At 68.2% G+C, this 18,670-nt stretch carries 19 protein-coding genes and 1 tRNA gene; 13 read left to right on the top strand and 7 right to left on the bottom strand.

The window, feature by feature from the left end:
- Positions 1–235 precede the first annotated feature (235 nt).
- On the bottom strand, positions 236–1,696 hold the full coding sequence (locus FVS66_RS11590; protein WP_149181123.1) for a DnaB-like helicase N-terminal domain-containing protein: 1,461 nt from the start codon (positions 1,694–1,696) through the stop codon (positions 236–238).
- A 360-nt stretch (positions 1,697–2,056) separates the two neighbouring features.
- On the opposite strand from FVS66_RS11590, the gene FVS66_RS11585 reads away from it, so the two are divergent.
- The 6 genes from FVS66_RS11585 to FVS66_RS11560 all read left to right on the top strand — a co-directional run bounded on the left by FVS66_RS11585 (position 2,057) and on the right by FVS66_RS11560 (position 8,129).
- Positions 2,057–2,572: a helix-turn-helix domain-containing protein gene (locus FVS66_RS11585; RefSeq protein ID WP_399225343.1), complete on the top strand. Its 516-nt coding sequence runs from the start codon at positions 2,057–2,059 to the stop codon at positions 2,570–2,572.
- Between the two features lie 126 nt (positions 2,573–2,698).
- A complete protein-coding gene (locus tag FVS66_RS35850) occupies positions 2,699–3,076 on the top strand; it encodes a DNA-binding protein (RefSeq protein WP_399225341.1) in 378 nt (125 codons plus the stop codon).
- Between the two features lie 32 nt (positions 3,077–3,108).
- Entirely contained in the window at positions 3,109–4,626 is a 1,518-nt protein-coding gene (locus tag FVS66_RS11575; protein WP_149180936.1) for a LacI family DNA-binding transcriptional regulator, read from the top strand.
- Positions 4,627–4,953: 327 nt separating this feature from the next.
- A complete protein-coding gene (locus tag FVS66_RS11570) occupies positions 4,954–5,889 on the top strand; it encodes a DUF6192 family protein (protein WP_149180935.1) in 936 nt (311 codons plus the stop codon).
- 2 nt (positions 5,890–5,891) lie between these two features.
- On the top strand, positions 5,892–6,380 hold the full coding sequence (locus FVS66_RS11565) for a hypothetical protein (protein WP_149180934.1): 489 nt from the start codon (positions 5,892–5,894) through the stop codon (positions 6,378–6,380).
- Positions 6,381–6,680: 300 nt separating this feature from the next.
- Positions 6,681–8,129 carry a HEPN domain-containing protein gene (locus tag FVS66_RS11560; RefSeq protein WP_149180933.1) on the top strand — a complete coding sequence of 483 codons (1,449 nt, stop codon included), beginning with the start codon at positions 6,681–6,683 and terminating at the stop codon, positions 8,127–8,129.
- 204 nt (positions 8,130–8,333) lie between these two features.
- Here the strand turns inward: FVS66_RS11560 and FVS66_RS34930 are convergent, their stop codons facing one another.
- The gene (locus FVS66_RS34930) at positions 8,334–8,498 is read right to left on the bottom strand and encodes a hypothetical protein (RefSeq protein ID WP_187645480.1); all 165 of its coding nucleotides are present in this window, start codon (positions 8,496–8,498) and stop codon (positions 8,334–8,336) included.
- Positions 8,499–8,893: 395 nt separating this feature from the next.
- Here FVS66_RS34930 and FVS66_RS11555 point away from each other — a divergent pair, with 395 nt between their 5' ends.
- Genes FVS66_RS11555 through FVS66_RS11545 form a run of 3 tightly spaced genes read left to right on the top strand, consistent with a single transcriptional unit; the run spans position 8,894 to position 10,040 of the window.
- A complete protein-coding gene (locus tag FVS66_RS11555; protein ID WP_149180932.1) occupies positions 8,894–9,277 on the top strand; it encodes a TIR domain-containing protein in 384 nt (127 codons plus the stop codon).
- The gene (locus FVS66_RS11550; protein ID WP_149180931.1) at positions 9,274–9,741 is read left to right on the top strand and encodes a hypothetical protein; all 468 of its coding nucleotides are present in this window, start codon (positions 9,274–9,276) and stop codon (positions 9,739–9,741) included. Before FVS66_RS11555 ends, FVS66_RS11550 begins: the two co-directional genes overlap by 4 nt.
- Positions 9,738–10,040, top strand: coding sequence for a hypothetical protein (locus FVS66_RS11545; RefSeq protein WP_149180930.1), 303 nt, complete (start codon positions 9,738–9,740; stop codon positions 10,038–10,040). Before FVS66_RS11550 ends, FVS66_RS11545 begins: the two co-directional genes overlap by 4 nt.
- A gap of 341 nt (positions 10,041–10,381) precedes the next feature.
- Here the strand turns inward: FVS66_RS11545 and FVS66_RS11540 are convergent.
- Positions 10,382–10,455, bottom strand: a tRNA-Pro gene (locus tag FVS66_RS11540).
- A 98-nt stretch (positions 10,456–10,553) separates the two neighbouring features.
- Positions 10,554–11,480, bottom strand: a complete 927-nt coding sequence (locus tag FVS66_RS11535; RefSeq protein ID WP_149180929.1) for a metallophosphoesterase — start codon at positions 11,478–11,480, stop codon at positions 10,554–10,556.
- A gap of 89 nt (positions 11,481–11,569) precedes the next feature.
- Here FVS66_RS11535 and FVS66_RS11530 point away from each other — a divergent pair, with 89 nt between their 5' ends.
- A complete protein-coding gene (locus FVS66_RS11530; RefSeq protein WP_149180928.1) occupies positions 11,570–12,034 on the top strand; it encodes a GatB/YqeY domain-containing protein in 465 nt (154 codons plus the stop codon).
- 216 nt (positions 12,035–12,250) lie between these two features.
- Here FVS66_RS11530 and FVS66_RS11525 read toward each other — a convergent pair whose 3' ends face one another.
- Positions 12,251–14,536: a transglycosylase domain-containing protein gene (locus tag FVS66_RS11525; protein WP_149180927.1), complete on the bottom strand. Its 2,286-nt coding sequence runs from the start codon at positions 14,534–14,536 to the stop codon at positions 12,251–12,253.
- 449 nt (positions 14,537–14,985) lie between these two features.
- On the opposite strand from FVS66_RS11525, the gene FVS66_RS11515 reads away from it, so the two are divergent.
- The gene (locus tag FVS66_RS11515) at positions 14,986–15,330 is read left to right on the top strand and encodes a WhiB family transcriptional regulator (RefSeq protein ID WP_175408568.1); all 345 of its coding nucleotides are present in this window, start codon (positions 14,986–14,988) and stop codon (positions 15,328–15,330) included.
- Between the two features lie 193 nt (positions 15,331–15,523).
- Here FVS66_RS11515 and FVS66_RS11510 read toward each other — a convergent pair whose 3' ends face one another.
- Together FVS66_RS11510 and FVS66_RS11505 are read right to left on the bottom strand one after the other, a co-directional pair.
- Positions 15,524–16,825 carry an ArsA family ATPase gene (locus FVS66_RS11510; RefSeq protein ID WP_262386930.1) on the bottom strand — a complete coding sequence of 434 codons (1,302 nt, stop codon included), beginning with the start codon at positions 16,823–16,825 and terminating at the stop codon, positions 15,524–15,526.
- Entirely contained in the window at positions 16,822–17,790 is a 969-nt protein-coding gene (locus FVS66_RS11505) for an ArsA-related P-loop ATPase (RefSeq protein WP_149180926.1), read from the bottom strand. Before FVS66_RS11505 ends, FVS66_RS11510 begins: the two co-directional genes overlap by 4 nt.
- Before the next feature lie 82 nt (positions 17,791–17,872).
- On the opposite strand from FVS66_RS11505, the gene FVS66_RS11500 reads away from it, so the two are divergent.
- Positions 17,873–18,031: a DUF4177 domain-containing protein gene (locus FVS66_RS11500; RefSeq protein WP_003991873.1), complete on the top strand. Its 159-nt coding sequence runs from the start codon at positions 17,873–17,875 to the stop codon at positions 18,029–18,031.
- The gene (locus tag FVS66_RS11495) at positions 18,028–18,501 is read left to right on the top strand and encodes a RidA family protein (protein ID WP_149180925.1); all 474 of its coding nucleotides are present in this window, start codon (positions 18,028–18,030) and stop codon (positions 18,499–18,501) included. The genes FVS66_RS11500 and FVS66_RS11495 overlap by 4 nt, the downstream gene beginning before the upstream one ends.
- Positions 18,502–18,670 lie beyond the last annotated feature (169 nt).

The following is an 18,670-nucleotide window of genomic DNA, read 5'->3' as shown; positions in this document are numbered from 1 at the left end:
GCGGGTGTGGAGGCGGCGATCACGGCGTTCACGGAGAGGGCGTACACGCGAGCCCCCTTCTAAAGGGGGGCTCGCGCGTGAACGCTGGGGCGCGTGTACGGCGTGTACGTTCGCGTGAACGTCTGACCTGCGGTTTTGCGGCGAGCGTGTACGCGTGAGGGGTGGCGTGGGCCCGTGTGCGCGCAAGGGATGCGTGTACGCCCCCGTGTACGGTCCAGGCGTCCGGCGGGAGGGCCTAGGAGACGGCGCCGATGTGGCGGACCGAGGCGCGGTAGCGGGCCTGCTGGCCGCCTCCGGTGCCGCCTGCGGCGCCTTCGGCTTTGACGGCGAGTCCGGTTTTGACGAGGCGGTCCAGGATGCGCCTGGCCTTCTCGGTGGCGGCTCGGTCAGGGCTGGTCTCACCGCTCTGGAGGGCGGCGAGTTCGCGGACGGTCAGACCGTCGGGGCGCTGGCGCAGGATCTGCGCCGGATCGCATTCGGGGTCGACCGTGGTGATGCCGCGCTCGTGGTTGTGAATGAGCTTGAGGGGGCCGATCTCGCCGGTGGGGTTCTTGAGGTGGTGCAGGGTGACGGCGAGGTCGCCGGCCTCGCCGGAGACGAACAGGACGCTGCCCGCACCGGAGGTGAGCCACGTGGAGCCATACACGCGGTCGAGGGTGGGCTTCTGGGCGCGTGGGGCGTTCTCGGTGGCCTTGCGCTGGTGGTGGAGTTCGATGATCTCGACCTCGTTGCGTATGGCTCGCTGGCGGGCGTTGTTGTAGGCGTTGGCCAGGGCGTCGTCGACCAGGGTGCTCATCGCGTCCTTGAGGCTGTCGATCACGATCGTGTCGGCCTGGTGGGCGGCGGCGAGGTCGGCGAGGAGGTCGGGCTCCTTGTCCAAAGTCGCGGGCAGCGGTCCCTGCCAGACGACGAGCCCGTCGCGCAGGCGCTGCTCGTGCTCGGGCTGGACGCGGCGGGCCATGGCGCGGGCGATCTGCTTGTACCGGTCCAGCGCCAGGTACAGCACCCGCTTGCCCGGCGCGACCGGCATATCCAGGACGCTGTCACCGATGCCCAGACGAGCGAAGACCACCTGGTGAGCGAGTGTCGTCTTGCCGACACCCGGAGCCCCGACGATCATCAGACTCTCCCCCGATGACCACGCCGTCTGCTCGCGGGTCCCCCACAGCGGCTCGGTGTCCGCGCCGGTCTCGGTGACGAACCGCCACCCGTCGATGATGAACCGGGAGAGCCGCCCCTGTCCCGATGCCAGGGCCCGCTCGCGCTCGGCGCGTATGTCGGACTCGACGCCGGAGCGGATCTCGTCGGGGTCGGCGCCGGGTTCCATAGCGCGCTGTACCGTGCGGATGCCGTGCTCGCGCAGGCGACGCAGGGACGCCTTGTTGCGCACGATCTCCGCGTAGTGCGCGGCACTGCCGACCGAGGGCGTGTACCCGTAGAGCTGGTGTGCGTACACCAATCCGCCGACCCGGTTGATGTCGCCCTGGCCGGTGAGCAGGTCGTTCACCGCGATGGGGTCGGTCGGCTTGTCCTCGCCGCGCAGGGTGAGGAGTGCTCGCCAGATGGTCTCGTGGGCGGGCCGGTAGAAGTCGCTGGCGTCCAGGATCTGGCGCACCTCGTCGATGACGCTGTGCCCGTGCATGCAGGCGCCGAGGACGGCCTGCTCAGCATCCGTGTCGTGCGGCGGTTGCGCCATGACATCGACGGTGGGCGGGTGGCCGTTTGCGGCGAGGTGTGGCGCGTCCGGCCGAGGGTCGGTCATACTGGGCATCAGCTCCTCTGCTCGCGGGCCATATGGGACGGCAATCCCGGCCTCGCAGGTTGATCGCTAGGGATGGCGGTTGAGAGGTTTGCGCTTAGGCCCCCCGGCTGTGCCGGGGGGCTTTTCTCATGCGGCGGGTCGTGCCGTGCGGCTCCTGGGTCTCTGCGGTCGGCAGTACCACTATGCCACACGAATTGCCGATCGCAGAAGTGTTTTGCATCTCGCAGAACGGATGCTACTGTTTACCAGTCGCTGCACCGCGCAGAGGCTTGCTACGAACGGAAGGAGGTGCCCGTGGTCGATGACGACTCCCCGCAGGGGATCCTGCTCAGCGGCGAGGAGAACGTCGCCGTACGGATCAGGCTGGAGCGCGAGGCGCGTGGCTGGAGCACCACGGCCCTGTCCGACCGGCTCAACGAGGCCGGCTTCGAGATGAACCCGTCCGCGGTCTGGCGCATCGAGAACCGCAAGCGCCGCATCAACCTCGACGAGGCCATCGGCTTCGCCGAGGTCTTCGGCCTTGACCTGCGCAATCTCGTGGGCCCCCCGCAGCTCGCCGCCCAGGCCCGCGCCATGGAGCTCATCGACGCTGTCGTCGACGCGTTCCGCGGGACCCAGCGCGCCAGCGCCGCCTACACCCAGGCGCGCGACGAACTCGACGCCTACCTCGCCGAGCACCCCGACCTCCGCGAGGAAGCCGACGTCATGGTCTCCAACGCCATCGCCGAGGCGTCCACCAAGCACCTGCTGGAAACGTACGGGCCGCCACCCGGCGAGAGCCGCGACGCCAGCTCCGCCAACGAGACGTAGTACGGCTCTCCCTCCCGTCCTGGGCCCGCAAACCCCCAGCACGGGACACCTCTCACCCTCATCCCCAGCGATCGACCGGCGGGCCGGTGTTGCCGCACCCACGCCCGTAAAAAGAGGACTTACCCCTTGAACCGACCCGCAATACGCCCTGCCTCCACGCCGACTCCGCGCCCCGACGCCGCCCTGCCACGCCTCTACCTTCCCGAGGAAGTCGCGGCTGTCCTCGGCTGCTCCGCCTGGTGGGTCAAAGACCGCGCCCGCCGACGGCTCATCCCGTTCGCCCGCGTCGGCCGCGCGTACCGCTTCTCTGACGATCACCTTGCCGAGATCGTTCGCATGCACGAAGAGCGCCCGGCCCGGAACCCGCAGCGCCCCAGCGGCATTGCTGTGCCCACGCGGAAGCCTGCGACGCGACAGCGCACCGAGACAGCCCAGCCCACGGTCCGTCTCAAGGCCAGGCCCCCTCGCCGCTTGGTCAAGGCCCAGTACGGCACCGCTGCTTAACGCACCCCACACGACAGAAAGGAGGAAACTCGGTGGGGTACGCAGAGAAGCGTGCTGGCTACTGGCGCGGCCGGTACAAGATCGAGGACGGCAAGTACGGCACCGTCGCCGATTCCACGGGTGCCGTGGTCAAGTTCGCCACCAAGCGCGAGGCCAAGCAGGCCGCAGATGCAGAAGAGGTGACCGTTCGGCGTGGCCAGTGGCGCGACCCGGGGCTTGGCCAGGAGACCTTCGGCGAGTACGCCAGCCGCTGGTACGAGGCCCAGGACCTGGCCGCCTCGACCATGCAGAACTACAAGCGCCACATCGAGGAGCACCTGCTCCCCGATTTCGAGGACAAGGCGCTCGCCGGCATCCTGCGCACGGACGTCGACTCCTGGGAGAAGAAGGAGAAGGCCGTATACGCGGCCTCCAGCGTCAAGACCTGGCGCTCGACGCTCCACCTGATCTTCGAGGACGCGATCGACGAGGGCCTGATCACGTCCAACCCGGCCGCCAGGCGGCGCGGGCGCGGCAAACGAGCCGGCCGCTCCCGCAACCGCGGCCCGGAGAAAGTCGTCACCGACGCGCTCGGCATCCTGCTCACTGCCGAGCGGGCCGCTCTGCTCTCCGGCCGTGACGACGAGTTCGTCGCCGTGGTCCTCAAGGGCTACACGGCCAAGCGCTGGGGCGAAATCGTCGGCCTGGAGACGGAGTTCGTCCGCCCTGGCGCGTTCCGCGTCGAGTGGCAGCTGTACGAGCTGGACACCGGCGAGCTGGTGCGCTGCCCGCCCAAGGACGACAGCTACCGGACCCTCGACGCGATGGACTGGCTGTCGGCCCTGGTCTTCGACCACATCGCCCGCACGAAGCCGACCCCCTGCCCTTGCCACGGGCGGACATACGTCTTCCGAGGCCAGGGGGCAGCGCGGACCGGAGGCCACCAGGGCGCCAAACTCGTCGACGTCGCTCGGCTGGCTGGGGTCTCCACGGGGACGGTGTCCAACGTCCTCAACCACCCCGACCGCGTCGCGGAAGCCACGCGGATGCGGGTCGAGAAGGCAGTCGCCGACCTCGGGTTCGTGCGGGGCGGTGCGGTGTCGGGGCACGCGGCCCACTGGCGCAGGAACGGTTTTGCGACCTGGCTGTTCACCCCAGCAGCCTCCGGCTGGTACCCGAAGAAGGCCCCGCAGGAGGCGCGACCCGTGCCCATCCTCGGCGAGCCATGGCCCGGGGTCCCGGCCCGGGGGCGGGGCGCCACCGATCGCGCTGATGCCTGCTGGCTCCCGATCGCCAAGGGCCTCACACCCCACGGCCTCCGTCACACCCACCGGACGATGATGGAGGACCTGGGCACGGAGAAGGTGCTCATGGACGAGCGCATGGGCCACCTCGACGGCTCGGTCTCCGCCCGCTACGCCCACGTCACCCCCGGCATGCGCCGGCGCCTCATGCTCGGCCTGACCCAGCAGTGGGAGGCGGCACTCGACGCCCGCCTCGCCCTGTGCCCGACATCACCGGTGCGCGCCCTCAACGACCTTTTGCGCGCACGCGCGGTCGTTCTCCGATAGCACCACGGTGCCCCGCAACACTATTGAGGGGCACCGCCGCTTACCCATGAGGGTGGCGATCCGACGCTCATGTTCTGGCCCCGGCGCCAACGGCTGCCGAGGACTGTACGTGACTCACGGTCGGGGCTCGTTCGCTCAGCACGGATCAAGATGCGGCCTTGATCGATCATCCTCACACCGCCCCTGCCCCGCAGGACTTCTCCACCGCTGGGAATGCAATATTCGAGCGATTATCAGGCTAAACCGGAGTAAATTGAGCACAGGCGACGCGGTAGCACCGTCGACAGATGTGTATGGCCCGATATCCGACACGCGAGGAGGCTCCTCGTGACGACCTTGACTGTCCCTGGCGGGTACACCAAGACCGCGTGGGAGAAGATCGTCCGCCGCGGGCGGAAGCTGATGAAGGAGAAGTCCGGGATCCAGTGGGCTCTCGGAGATCTCGTCATTGAAGCGCTTGATGGGCACAGCCGTGGACACGGCGAGGTGAACCAGGTGATCAAGACGCTGGCGCATCAGATCGGTGCCAATCCGGAGACGCTGCGCTTCTACTACGACGTCGCACGGCAGTGGCCGAAGGCGAAGCGCCGGAAGGACGTGAGCTTCACGGTGCACGCAACCCTGGCCTACGTCCCGAGCCGGTACATCTTGATCCGTAAGGACCCCTACGACCCATTCACCAAGGAACACCGCTGGACGGTGAACGAGGCTCAGAAGGTCGCGAACCGCGCCGTCCACACGCCGACCAACCAGGAAGAGCGTCTCGCCCACACCCGGCGCCTGCTCCACACGGATGAGGACGCAGCCAAGGCGGTCACCGAGATGCTCGGGCGCCCGGACGTCCGGGCCCGCCTCGCATCCGACCAGCACGCCCGGCACCTGATGCGTCAGGCACAGTACGAGCACTGGCGCGGAGTCGACGAGGCAGCGGAAGCCGAAGCCGAGCTGGCCTCGGCGGATGACGCCGCAGAGGTGGAGGAGGAGTTCGAAGAAGAAGCCGCTCCCCTCGGCGTCCGATACAGCGAGGCCCCGATGGAGATCCTGCGGTTGATCGGGGCGTTCGCCTCCTTCTCCGTCTCGCTCCAGCGGATCATCCCCGAGGTCCACAGCCAGGACTACACCGAGGAGACCAAGCAGGCGGTCCTCGACAACGTGCACAAGGCGCGCATGCTGCTCGACTGGTGCGAGACCGCCATCACGACCGGAAGGACTGACCCGGACAAGGCGCTTGCGCGCCTGATGAAGGACGAAGAAGGCGAGTAAGCATGACGACAACGCGCCGCCAAGCGGCGCACGACAGTGGAGAGGACATCTGGAGGCGGGTGGCAAAGGCTGGGGAGGACGGCCTTCCTCCGGAACGGGCCATCGGCCGGAACACCAGGAGCCAGTTCGAGCGAGGCAAGGGCTGGATCCGAGATGTCAAGTGCGGAGCTGAGAAGAAGAGCTTCGTCCGGTACCGAGGCCACTACCTGGTTACCGACGACGCCGACAAGTGCACGGCCTACGCGGCCGAGCGCCTGCAGTCCCTGTACAAGCAGGCCGTGCGCATCTACAAGTCCTCGCTGAAGGAGCTGCCGCCCGAATCACAAGGACTTCTCACGGTGACACTGCTGACCAAGCAGTTGCAGTCCATCTTCGACGCGATGGACATCCTCAAGGCCGCCGGCTTCTCCCCGGAGACTGCGGCGGCAAAGGTTGCGGCAACAACCCCCACGAAGAAGTCTCCGGCAACGTCCAGGAGCCGGAAGACCTGACCGCACAATCAGCCGCGGGACGAGGTGGGCCCACATCCAGGGTGGACCCACCCCGCCAGTTCGAGGATCGCCTCGCTCAAACCCCTCAGCAAGCCACGCGCGTCCACGCGAGTGCCCGCGCGATGCCTCCGACGAGTGGGCCCGCGAGCCCTCTGCGGAACTCGTGGTGTTCCTCCGGAAAGCTGTCTCCGGCTGTTGGGCTTGACCAGTGCAGGTCGCCCGCTCAGGCTGATCCCCTCACCTCGGAGACCGGCGGTGAAACGCAGTGCAGATGCTGGAGCGCTCGTTCATGCTGGGTGAGTGAATGATATCGACAGCCGCCTGCACGACACGGGGCGAGCATTCCTGGCTGCGGCATGGGCTCGGCTTCGGGAGGAGCGGGTGGTTCCGCCGCCGGCCTTTCACCCCTATCTGGAGGTCGGGCGCGACTACTTCGGGAGCTCCGTCATGCCGCTGGCCGAGTACCGAGCGCTTGAAGTTGCCATTGCCGCTTCTCATCCTCGGTTCGACGCTGGCCGACCACTGCGTGAGCGCGAGTTCCCTGGCGGGTTGATCTTCAGCTTCCTAGAGACGTTCATCGCCCAGCTGACTCGTGCGCAGGAGGAGTTCTCTCCGGACGGGCCCGCCGCCGAGCAGTCGCTGCGAGACCTGATCCAGGCAGTTCGCGCAGACACGCACGAGGTGGCGTGCTGCCGAGTGATGTCCCACATGACTACCCCAGACGGCAAGCCAGTCGAGTTCACCAATGTCCAAGTCCAGCCGGTGGTTGCGCAAGCAGCGGAGCACGAGAGCGAGTTGCAGCGGATCATCTCGACGGTGATCCCTGGGGCGACGAGCGCCTACGGCCGAGACCGGCCGAACGTTTACGCGCCACCGGAGAGCGTCATCATCGCGCGAGACAGCGGTGCGAAGCCGTTCGACCTGGCCCAGCCGCTGTCCCATCAGATCGAGCGGTTTATGTTGCTGGTACGTCTGTTGAAGCCGGGCACCAGCGAGTCGGTGGCGGAGGTACAAGGGGCAACTCACACGGTTCGAGAGTTCAAGCCCACCGTGCTCCGCTTCCGAGGCGCCGGACCCGGCTTCGGATCGCCGACGCAACTGGCCGCCCGCGTGATCACCCTCGGCTCCGATGATGTCAGCCGTGTCGACGGTCTGGGGCGGCTGCTCACTGCTGCGGAGCAGCCTCGAACAGGCATGGCTTTCACCTCGTTCGGAATGGCGCTTCAGAAGTTCCTTCTGTCCTTCCACGCGTACGGCTGGTCCGAGCAGATCGTTGACTTGGCGACCGCCTTCGAAGCGGCGTTGTCCGGAAAGGAGAAAGACGACGTCACACTGCGGTTGAAGATCCGCGCGTCGACGCTACTGTCGACCCACCTTGATCCGCCAGAGCAGATCTTCAAAGACGTGGGCGTGATCTACGGGATCCGATCCGCACTCGTCCATGGCGGCGCTATGACGGAGAAGACTCTCCTCAAGGAGATTCGAAAGGTCTCGACCGTTCCCGATGGCCTTCCTGATGGATCAGCGATCGCGCACGTCGTAGAACGGTTGCGCGATCTCGTTCGCCGCAGCCTGCTCGCTCGAGTCTGCCTCGCAGCCAGCGCCACCTCGTCTTGGCCCCTTGACGCGGATACGGGCGTCGACGCGGCCATGGTCGATGATCACAGCCGGAAGGTATTGCGGGAAGCATGGCGGGAGGCTCTCACCGGGATCGACGCCGTCGCCAGCGCCGATCCTCCCCTCACCTAGCCGTTTCTGCCCCCATACTGGCTCACCGCACGCGGCCGCCATCTGTCTACTCGGTGGGGATGACCATCACCGACGCCATCCACCAAGCCGTGTGGCTCATCCAGCCTCGGCCTGGTCAGGTAGTCCCAGCGATGGGCTGGGCCTGGCTTGGTGGCTAGCACGATCAGTTCGGCGCCCTTGACCGAATCCGCCAGGTCTTCGGCGTTAGTTGGGTTCGGGTGCGTACGAGGGCGGTGAGTACGGCGGGGGGCCGTGGACCGTGACGGTCGTGCCGCGCTGGTGCATGAGGGCGGCGCTGGCGAGGGTGGGGAATTCGCGGACATCGTCGGCGCCGGCCTTGGAGGAGGCACCCCATGCCCTCCCCTGCAACAACGCATCCAGCGACCGTCGACCGTCGGCTCATGGCCAGCCGGGCTTCTGCGCTGGCCCCCACCTGCGTCCGACATCCCCGGAGCCTCCCGGAACTGACGGGCACCTGCGGGCGCCTCCAAGCACGTGGAGAGGATCCCCGTAGGCGGCGGGCGAGGACCAGGAGCACCGGGAGGTACAGCTGAGCGTCGGCGTCCGGACCGGCAACCAGCGGCGGCGCGAGCTTTCCTCACGGGCCGAGCAGCTGCCCAAAGTCGGGGCGTGCTGGACCTAGCGGAGCGGACGGACAGCAGGAGATTCCGCTTGACCTGGCAGCGTTCCGGATAACTGGGGTCGGCTGTCAGTACCTACCCATACGATGCGCGCAAGCACCTCCACTTGGAGTAAGGAGCGGCATGCCGAAGCGCGTGTTCGTCAGTTTCGACTACGACTATGACAAGACCCTGAAGGACTTCCTGATCGGGCAGGCCAAGAACCCGGACTCGCCCTTCGAGATTCACGACTGGTCGATCAAGGAGGCATCGCCTGACTGGAAGGACAAAGCCCGCGCCAGGATCAGGCGGTCGGACGTCGTCATCGTCATCTGCGGTGAGCACACCGACAAGGCCGTCGGTGTGGGCATCGAGCTAAGAATCGCGCAGGAGGAGGAGATCGATTACTTCCTGCTGAATGGATACAGCGGCCAGACCGGCAAGAAGCCGACCACGGCGAAAGCCATGGACAAGATCTACAAGTGGACGTGGGAGAACCTCAAGGCTCTAGTTGGAGGGGCTCGGTGACCGAGCCTCCCGAGCCAGGTCAGCGGGCGGAGGTGCTGGATCTCTACAAGCTCGCCGTGGAGATGGCCGACCGGGTCTCCGCCCGCCGAGGAACTGCCAACGCCTTCTTCCTATCGGTGCAGACCACGTTCATCGCGTTGGTCAGCTTCGGTTTCCCGAGGTTCTCGGAGTCTCCTTGGTGGGTGTCGCTGGCTGTGTTTCTGGCAGGCACCACCCTGTCGGCCACGTGGTGGATGCAGCTTCGCAGCTACCGGGACCTCAACACAGCGAAGTTCAAGGTCATCAATAAGCTGGAGGAACGCCTCCCAGTCAAGATCTTCGCCGACGAATGGCAGGAGCTGAAGAGCGATCCGATCCCCGCGTGGCGCAAGCGCTACGCCGAACTGGGCACGTCGGAACGGACGATCCCCGTGGTGTTCGTCGGGGCACACCTGCTCCTGTTCGCGGGCAGACTGACTGTGTGACCTACCTCGATCCCCTCGCCAACCTGATCCGATCCTGTCTCCCCCCGGACGCCGAGCCCCCTGCGGACTCTGACGATTTGTTCCGCATGTACGCCGTGCTCCTCAAGGCCAAGGGGGAGCAGGTCACCGACGAAGACGTCCACGATGCCTGGTCCGCCTGGATGCAGTCGGTCGACAGCACGCACGAGGCATTGGTTCCCTTCCAGGAACTTGATCCAAAGACGCGTGCGTTTGATGCCCCGTACGCACGGGCTATCCGCGCGGCCGCTAAGAGCATGGGCCGTAGTGCAGGCACGTGACGCCGCTGCCTCAACCGTAACCCGGTCACGGTCGTGTCGCCGGACCAGTCTCGCCAGCGCCGGTTGCAGATGCGCGTGCGTACAGCGGGCCGGCCGCCGGGGATGGACTGCCCAGCGACCGCCGATGCGACCTGCGGCTCCCACGTGTTCACCGAGCTGCGGATTCGCGAACGCGCACCACCGAATCGTTGAGTGTGATGCACGCCGCGCGAGAGGTTTGGGTCCCGTCTGGGAGAAGCCGACCAAGATCTTCTCCCAGATTTCTCCCAAACGATCTCCAGGAACCACTCAGAGGCCCGACCCGCAATGCGGATCAGGCCCCTGACCTGGTGTTTCATCTGTCGGGGTGGCGGGATTTGAACCCACGACCTCTTCGTCCCGAACGAAGCGCGCTGCCAAGCTGCGCTACACCCCGATGTCGCCGTTGTCCTGGCGACGACGTTTACTTTAGCCCACCGGCGCCCGGAGGCGAAATCCGGTTTCCCGGGGCCGGGGCCGCCCGGGGCCGAGGGGTCAGTCGTGGGGCGTCAGGGTCAGGAGGGTCGCCTCGGGGGGGCAGGCGAAGCGGATGGGAGTGTAGCGGTTCGTGCCGCAGCCGGCGGAGACATGGAGGTGGGCCGTGTGGCCGCCCGCGCGGTGGGTGGAGAGGCCCATCGCGCGGTCCGTGTCGAGGTCGCAGTTGGTGACCAGCGCGCCGTAGAAGGGGACGCGCAGCTGGCCGCCGTGAGTGTGGCCGGCCAGGATCAGGGGGTAGCCGTCGGCCGTGAAGGCGTCGAGGCAGCGCAGGTACGGGGCGTGGACGACGGCCACCGAGAGGTCGGCGTCCGTTTCCGGGCCGCCGGCCACCTTGTCGTACCGGTCGCGCTTGATGTGCGGGTCGTCCAGGCCGGTGAAGGCCAGCTCCAGACCGTCCAGCTTGAGGCGGCCGCGCGTGTTGGTGAGGTTCAGCCAGCCTGCCGCGTCGAAGGCGTCCTGGATCTGTTCCCAGGGGTTGTGGACCGCGCCGACCGCGGGTGGGTTGCCGTTGAGGCCGTGGCGGCCCTGCATCTTCTCGAGGAGGTAGCGGGCCGGGTTGCGGAGCTTCGGGCCGTAGTAGTCGTTGGAGCCGAAGACGTACACGCCGGGGAAGTCGAGCAGCGGGCCCAGGGAGTCCAGGAGCTCCGGTACGCCCTCCGGGTCCGACAGGTTGTCGCCCGTGTTGACCACGAGGTCGGGACGGAGCCCGGCCAGCGACTGGAGCCAGCGCCGCTTCTTGCGCTGGCCGCACACCATGTGGATGTCGGAGACCTGCAGCACCCTCAGCGGGCGTGTGCCCTGCGGCAGTACGGGGACCGTCACCCGTCGGAGGCGGAACGAGCGGGCCTCGAAGCCGGCGGCGTAGGCCACTCCGGCCGCGCCCAGTGCAGTGATGCCGAGGGGTACTCCGTATCGCGCGCGCATGGGGTCCATCGTCGCAGACCGGCGGCGGGGCGCACGACGCCCGGGAAATGTGCGGGCGGGTGTCGGGCGGCACCTGTCATGCTTGCGGCATGACCACGCTCAAGTCCAAGTTGCAGGAAGACCTCACGGAGGCGATCAGGGCGCGTGACGAGCTGCGCTCCTCGACGCTTCGCCTGACCCTGGCAGCCGTCACGAAGGAGGAGGTCGCGGGCAAGCAGTCCCGTGAGCTCTCCGACGACGAGGTGCAGAAGGTGATCGCCAAGGAGGCGAAGAAGCGCCGTGAGGCGGCCGAGGCGTTCGCCCAGGGCGGCCGAGCCGAGCAGGCCGAGCGTGAGCAGGCGGAGGGCGCTGTTCTGGACGAGTACCTGCCGAAGCAGCTGACGGACGACGAGCTGCGGCAGATCGTGGCGCAGGCCGTCGAGGAGGCGAGGGCCGCCGGGGCCGAGGGGCCGCGTGCGATGGGTGCCGTGATGAAGATCGTGAACCCGAAGGTGGCGGGTCGCGCCGAGGGCGGCCGGGTCGCCGCCGCGGTCAAGCAGCTGCTCGCCGGGTAGTTGACGCGGGAGTTCCGCTCCGGGCGGTGCTTCCCGGTCGGGCTCAGTGCGGGCCAGTGGGCGGCCGCCGTCCCCGGCTGGTGACGTGGAGTGACTTGCAGCGGCTTTTGGTGACTGTTTGTGCCTGTCCGAGTCGGCACTCGTGACATGAGGGCGTCCACCCCTGGGTGGACGCCCTCCGTCGCGCTCGGCTCAGCGGTCGCCTCAGCGGTCGCCTCAGCGCTTCCAGCCGCCCGGCCCCCCGCCGTTCCCGCCGCCGGTTGTGTTGGCGCCGCCGCTGATCAGGTCCGACGGGAGAGTGACGTCCGGAAGCGGGTCGGTGCCGTCGTCGCCGTCACCCCCGCCGATGCCGCCGATCCCGCCGATGCCGCCGATCCCGCCGTTCGTACGGCCGGGCTTGTCGTTGCCGCGCCCCTTGTTCGGGTCCCGCGGCTTCTGCGGGTCCGCGATGGGGATGGTGTTGAAGCCCGGCGCGGGGTGGCCCCGCAGGGCGCCCGCCATGGCGTCCTTCCAGATGGGGCCCGGCACCTGGCCACCGAAGACCTTCGCGTGGTACTGGCCGCCGATGGAGATGGCCTCCATCTTCACCTCCTGGGTGGGGCTGCCCACCCAGACGGCGCCGGACATGTTCGGGGTGTAGCCGACGAACCAGGCGTTGCGCCGGCTGTCCGTCGTACCCGTCTTACCGGCGCTGTCGCGCGACTTGAGCCCGGCCTGCCGGCCCGTACCGGAGTCGATCACGCCGCGCAGCAAGGTGTTGATCGTGTCGGCGGTCCGCTCGCTCATCGCCCGCTCACATGTGGACTTCGGCACCTTCAGGCTCTTGCCGTCCGCCGTCTTGATCGACGCGATGGCGGTCGGGGTGCAGTATGTGCCGCGGTTTGCGAAGGTCGCGTACGCGTTCGCCATGATCAGCGGTGACATGCCCTGCGAGCCGAGGGTGAGCGCCGAGGGGTTCTCGGGCAGCTGCTTGTCGTTGCCCATGACCACGCCGACCTTGTTGGTCATCTCCATGACCGGGCACATACCGACCTCGGCGAGCATCTGTACGAAGTACGTGTTGACCGACATCGCCATCGCCTGCTTCAGGGCGTACGGGCCGACCTCCGACTCGTTCTCGTTCTCGACCGTGTCGCCGCCCACGTTCCGCCAAGGCTTGCCGCTGCACGTCTGTACCGAGTCCGGGTACGGCATCTTGTACGGCGACGGATAGATCTGCGTCGGCGGCTTGCCCTGCTCGATGGCGGCCGCCGCGACGAAGGGCTTGAAGGTCGAACCGGTCGGGAAGCCGTAGTTCGAGCCGCCCATCCCCTTGTTGACCGAGTAGTTGATCTGCGTCTCGTTCTTGCCGAAGCCGTACGGCTTGGACTGGCCCATGGCGAGGATCTTGCCGGTGCCCGGCTGGACCAGCGTCACGGCCGTGGCGACCTTGTCGTCCTGGTAGACGTGCTGCTTGATCGAGTCCTGGGCGGCCTTCTGCGCCTGCCGGTCGAGCGTGGTCCGGATGGTCAGACCGCCGCGGTTCCAGACCTTGGCGCGGTCCTCGCGCGTCTCGCCGAAGACGGGGTCGGCGAGGAAGACCTCGCGGACGTAGTCGCAGAAGAAACCCGCGCCGTCGCGGGCCGTGATGCAGCCGTTCTTCGGTCTGGTGACCTTCAGCTGGAGCGGCTCGGCCTTGGCCCGGTCCGCCTCCGCCTGGCCGATGTCGCCGACGACGACCATGCGCTGCAGGACGACATTGCGGCGTTTGGTGGCCTCCTGCACGTCGTTGACCGGGTCGTAGCGGCTCGGTGACTGGACCAGGCCGGCCAGCATCGCGGCCTCGCCCAGGGTGAGGTCCTTGGCGGGCTTGGAGAAGTACCGCTGGGCCGCGGACTCGATGCCGTACGCCTGCTGCCCGAAGAAGGTGATGTTGAGGTAGTTCTCGAGGATCTTCTTCTTCCCGAGTTCCTTCTCCACCTGGATCGCGTACTTCAGCTCCTGGATCTTCCGCCCGATCGTCTGCTGGGTGGCCTCCGCGAACTTGTCGCGGTCGTCGCCGGCCTCCTCGACGAAGACGTTCTTCACATACTGCTGGGTCAGCGTCGAGGCGCCCTGGGTGACGCCGCCGTCCTGCGCGTTGCGGTTGAGCGCGCGAAGGACGCCCTTGAGGTCGACGGCGCCGTGCTCGTAGAAGCGCGAGTCCTCGATCGCGACGATCGCCTTCTGCATGTACGGCGAGATCTCCTCGAGGGGGACCACCTTGCGGTCGCGTGAGTAGACCGTGGCGATGAGCCCGCCCTCGGCGTCGAGGATGGTGGTGCGCTGGCTCAGCGGCGGCCTCTTCAGGTTGGCCGGGATCTCGTCGAACCCCTGGACCGTCCCCTTCGCCGCGAGGCCCAGGGCTCCCGCGGCGGGCATCGCGATGCCGGCGAGGACGACTCCGGAGAGCACGCTGACACCGAGGAACTTGGCGGCCTGCTGGGTCGCGGTCAGACCCCCGCCCGAGCGGTTCTTTGGCATGGGGGAAGCCTACGTTCTCAAACGCCGGACACGCGTATAGGCCTTGGCCTAAGCTGGTCACAACTGTCACAGCAGTTGCGCTGCTGCGGTCAGGGCACCGTCCTCGCATTCGCTCCCGTACGCCCACGGCGCCATCCCCTTGTACTACGTCCCGCCCCACCCTCGCGTTCAACTACCGCGCAACTCACTGTCCGTTTTGGTGGTGTGTGTAAGATTGTGCCCTGTGTGGCGTAAGTGAAATGCCCCGGTTCAGGCACTTCAGCTTGTATGTCTATCGGTCACTCCCCTGGGTGATCTGCCGCGTACGCATAGTCCGTTCGGGCCATTCAAGATTGGGCCCGAAGGGGGTGTTGCGCTGTCCCCACCTTCCGTAACGTCCTCAACTGGCAGCGGTGAATATGCCGCTGCCGCCGTGGGGGAGCCTCGATTCGGGAGAGGACGGCGCCGGCATGGGCTGGGTAGCTGACTGGAGTGCGCAGGCGGCCTGCCGCACTACCGATCCGGATGAACTGTTCGTACAAGGAGCGGCGCAGAACAGGGCAAAGGCGGTGTGCACCGGATGCCCGGTGCGGACCGAGTGTCTGGCCGACGCGCTGGACAATCGCGTCGAGTTCGGCGTGTGGGGCGGAATGACGGAGCGCGAACGGCGTGCACTGCTGCGCCGACGGCCGACCGTCACCTCCTGGCGCCGTCTGCTGGAGACCGCGCGCACCGAGTACGAGCGCAGCGCGGGCATCCTGCCCGTCGCGCTGAACGACGACGAGACGTACGAGACGTACGCGGCAGTGGGCTGAGGTTCGGCCCGTATGTCACGGGCCGTGCTCCGGCCGACGTGCCGTGCGGCCGACGTGCCGTGCGGGTGACGTGCCGTGCGGGTGACGTGCGCATGGATGACATGGGCACGGGCGACCTGCCGCTTCGGTGCACGCCTTGCCGCTACGGCGTGTCCCGGTACGGCCGGCGAGCCGCTCCGGGCTCCGTCTGCCGCTACGCGGGCCGCGGGTCCGTCGCGAGGCGGTCGCCGATGGCGCGAAGACCCGCGAGGTCGTGTACGTCGCCCGGCAAGGCGGCCACCTCGGCCACGGGTACGTCCGGGTGGAGTGCGGTGAAGCGATCGCGCGTTCGCTGCTCACGCGCGAGTACCTGCATCCGTTCCGCATGGAGGCGCAGGAGACCAGCCGTCAACTCCGCCACGGCAGGTGACGTTTCGGTCGTCGAATCAGGTGCGGGAGAAGCCTCGGGGGAGGCGGCCGCCGGGCCGCCCACACGAGTCTGCCCGCCGCCCTGATCCACAATGCGGCCTTCGTCAAGATTTTCCGCGGCGGCGAGCGCCCGCTCGGCGGAGAGCCGGGCGGCGCCGCTGCCGTGCACGCGGTTGAGTACGAGCCCCTCCAGCGGCATCTGTTCCGCCGCCAGCCGCTCCACGAAGTACGCAGCCTCCCGCAGCGCGTCCCGCTCCGGCGCGGCCACCACCAGGAACGCCGTGCCGGGCGCCTGCAGTAGCCGGAAGGTCGCGTCCGCCCGCGTACGGAAGCCTCCGAACATCGTGTCCATCGCGGCCACGAAGGTCTGCACGTCCCGCAGCAGCTGACCCCCCAGCAGCTTCCCCAGCGTCCCCGTCATCATCGACATACCGACATTCAGGAACTTCATCCCGGCCCGGCCGCCCACCTTCGCGGGCGCCATCAGCACCTTGATCAGCTTCCCGTCCAGGAAGGAGCCGAGCCGCTTCGGCGCGTCCAGGAAGTCCAGCGCCGAACGGGACGGCGGCGTGTCCACGATGATCAGGTCCCATGCGTCACGCGCGCGCAGCTGCCCCAGCTTCTCCATCGCCATGTACTCCTGCGTGCCCGCGAAACCGGCCGACAGGGACTGGTAGAAGGGGTTCGCCAGAATCGCGCGGGCCCGCTCCGGGTCCGCGTGCGCCTCGACGATCTCGTCGAAGGTGCGCTTCATGTCCAGCATCATGGCGTGCAGCTCACCGCCGCCGTCCGCGCTCACACCGGGCACCCGGCGCGGAGTGTTGTCAAGCTCGTCGATGCCCATCGACTGGGCCAGCCTCCGGGCCGGATCGATGGTCAGGACGACCACCTTCCGGCCGCGCTCCGCCGCCCGTACGCCCAGGGCCGCGGCGGTCGTCGTCTTACCGACACCGCCCGCGCCGCAGCACACGACGATGCGGGTCGCGGGATCGTCGAGCAGCGGATCGACGTCGAGGCGGCGGGGTGCGGAGGGCGGGTCCGGAACCGCTGCGGGAACCCCCGCCGGTGTCGCTTCGGCGGCCGTCATGCGTCGTTCACCCCGAGGTTCCTCCGTAGCTCCTTGGCCAGGTGGTACAGCCCGGCGAGGTCCACGCCCTCACCCAGCAGCGGCAGTTCGTACGTCGGGACCTGCAGCTTCGCCAGTACCTCCCGCTGCTCGAGCTCCAGCTCCACCCGCTGTGTGTGCTCGGTGGCCTGGTCGATGAGCGGGCCCACGAGCTCCCCGGGGTGGCTCACCCCGGCCGCCGCCAGGGCGCGGGCGATGTCGTCGCGGTGGTCGCCGGCGGCGGCCCGTACCGCGTCCTCGTCGAGCAGGTGCGGGCGGACCATGTTGACGATGACATTGCCCACCGGGAGTTCCGCGGCGCGCAGCTCGGCGATTCCGTCCGCGGTCTCCTGGACCGGCATCTCCTCCAGCAGGGTCACCAGGTGGACGGCCGTCTCCGGGGACTTGAGGACCCGCATCACGGCCTGCGCCTGGCTGTGTATCGGGCCCATCCGGGCCAGGCCGGCCACCTCGTCGTTGACGTTCAGGAAACGGGTGATGCGGCCGGTCGGAGGGGCGTCCATGACGATGTGGTCGTAGACGAAGGGGCCGTTCTTCTCCTTGCGGCGCACCGCCTCGCACGCCTTGCCCGTGAGGAGCACGTCCCGCACGCCCGGCGCGACGGTGGTCGCGAAGTCGATGGCGCCGAGCTTCTTCAGGGCGCGGCCGGCGGCGCCCAGCTTGTAGAACATCTGGAGGTAGTCCATCAACGCCCGTTCGGCGTCGATGGCGAGGGCGTACACCTCCCCGCCGCCCGGCGCGACGGCGATCTTGCGCTCCTCATAGGGGAGCGCCTCCGTCTCGAATAGTTGTGCGATGCCCTGTCTGCCTTCGACCTCCACGAGGAGGGTGCGCCTGCCCTCCGTCGCGAGGGCGAGCGCGAGGGCGGCGGCCACCGTCGTCTTACCGGTACCGCCCTTGCCGCTGACGACCTGGAGCCTGCTCACACAAGCGAGCGTAACCAGTGTCGCCACCGCGCACGCAGGAGGCTGCCCTTGGGCAGTGCGGGGGAGCGGATACAGTCGGCCCATGACCAAGTGGGAATACGCGACCGTGCCCCTTCTCGTGCACGCGACCAAGCAGATTCTGGACACCTGGGGCGAGGACGGCTGGGAGCTCGTCCAGGTCGTCCCCGGACCGAACAACCCCGAGCAGCTCGTGGCGTACCTGAAGCGGGAGAAGCAGTGACGGGGCGTGTCGAGGCGGCCCTGGCCGAGCGCGGACTGACGCTTCCGCAGGTCGTGCCGCCGCTCGCCGCGTACCAGCCGGCGGTGCGGTCCGGGGTGTACGTGTACACGGCCGGGCAGCTTCCGATGGTGGACGGCAAGCTTCCGGTCACCGGAAAGGTGGGCGCCGAGGTCACGCCGGAGGAGGCCAAGGACCTGGCCCGCACCTGCGCGCTGAACGCCCTCGCCGCGGTGAAGTCCGTCGCGGGCGACCTCGACCGGATCGCGCGCGTCGTGAAGGTCGTCGGCTTCGTCGCATCGGCGCCCGACTTCACCGGGCAGCCGGCCGTGCTGAACGGCGCGAGCGAGCTCCTCGGCGACATCCTCGGCGACAAGGGCGTCCACGCCCGTAGCGCGGTAGGTGTGGCCGTCCTCCCGCTGGACGCCCCGGTCGAGATCGAACTCCAGGTGGAACTCGACCCGGAGGCGTGAGGCCGCGGGCCGGTTCGTCTGTGCCCACCCTCGCCAGGCTCTCGGCATCCCTTGAGCGGGGGGCACCCCCATCTGAGTGGGGTGCACCCCCATCGCCTGCGGAACGCCTGCCCACCGCCGAACCGGCGTAGCGCCCCGCACAGAGGGCCGCGCACCAGGTCGGTGGGGG

This window comes from Streptomyces sp. TRM49041, assembly GCF_008271805.1.
Taxonomy (GTDB): domain Bacteria; phylum Actinomycetota; class Actinomycetes; order Streptomycetales; family Streptomycetaceae; genus Streptomyces.
Note: the sequence above shows the minus strand (reverse complement) of the source record. Positions and strands in the feature narration are given on the sequence as shown.

What these genes read in the sequence shown, in the direction of transcription:
- FVS66_RS11525 (WP_149180927.1), bottom strand. Translation starts at nt 14,536, where the DNA reads ATGCCAAAGAACCGCTCGGGCGGGGGTCTGACCGCGACCCAGCAGGCC.
- FVS66_RS11530 (WP_149180928.1), top strand. Translation starts at nt 11,570, where the DNA reads ATGACCACGCTCAAGTCCAAGTTGCAGGAAGACCTCACGGAGGCGATC.
- FVS66_RS11510 (WP_262386930.1), bottom strand. Translation starts at nt 16,825, where the DNA reads ATGACGGCCGCCGAAGCGACACCGGCGGGGGTTCCCGCAGCGGTTCCG.
- FVS66_RS11555 (WP_149180932.1), top strand. Translation starts at nt 8,894, where the DNA reads ATGCCGAAGCGCGTGTTCGTCAGTTTCGACTACGACTATGACAAGACC.
- FVS66_RS11565 (WP_149180934.1), top strand. Translation starts at nt 5,892, where the DNA reads ATGACGACAACGCGCCGCCAAGCGGCGCACGACAGTGGAGAGGACATC.
- FVS66_RS11590 (WP_149181123.1), bottom strand. Translation starts at nt 1,696, where the DNA reads ATGGCGCAACCGCCGCACGACACGGATGCTGAGCAGGCCGTCCTCGGC.
- FVS66_RS11500 (WP_003991873.1), top strand. Translation starts at nt 17,873, where the DNA reads ATGACCAAGTGGGAATACGCGACCGTGCCCCTTCTCGTGCACGCGACC.
- FVS66_RS11515 (WP_175408568.1), top strand. Translation starts at nt 14,986, where the DNA reads ATGGGCTGGGTAGCTGACTGGAGTGCGCAGGCGGCCTGCCGCACTACC.
- FVS66_RS11535 (WP_149180929.1), bottom strand. Translation starts at nt 11,480, where the DNA reads ATGCGCGCGCGATACGGAGTACCCCTCGGCATCACTGCACTGGGCGCG.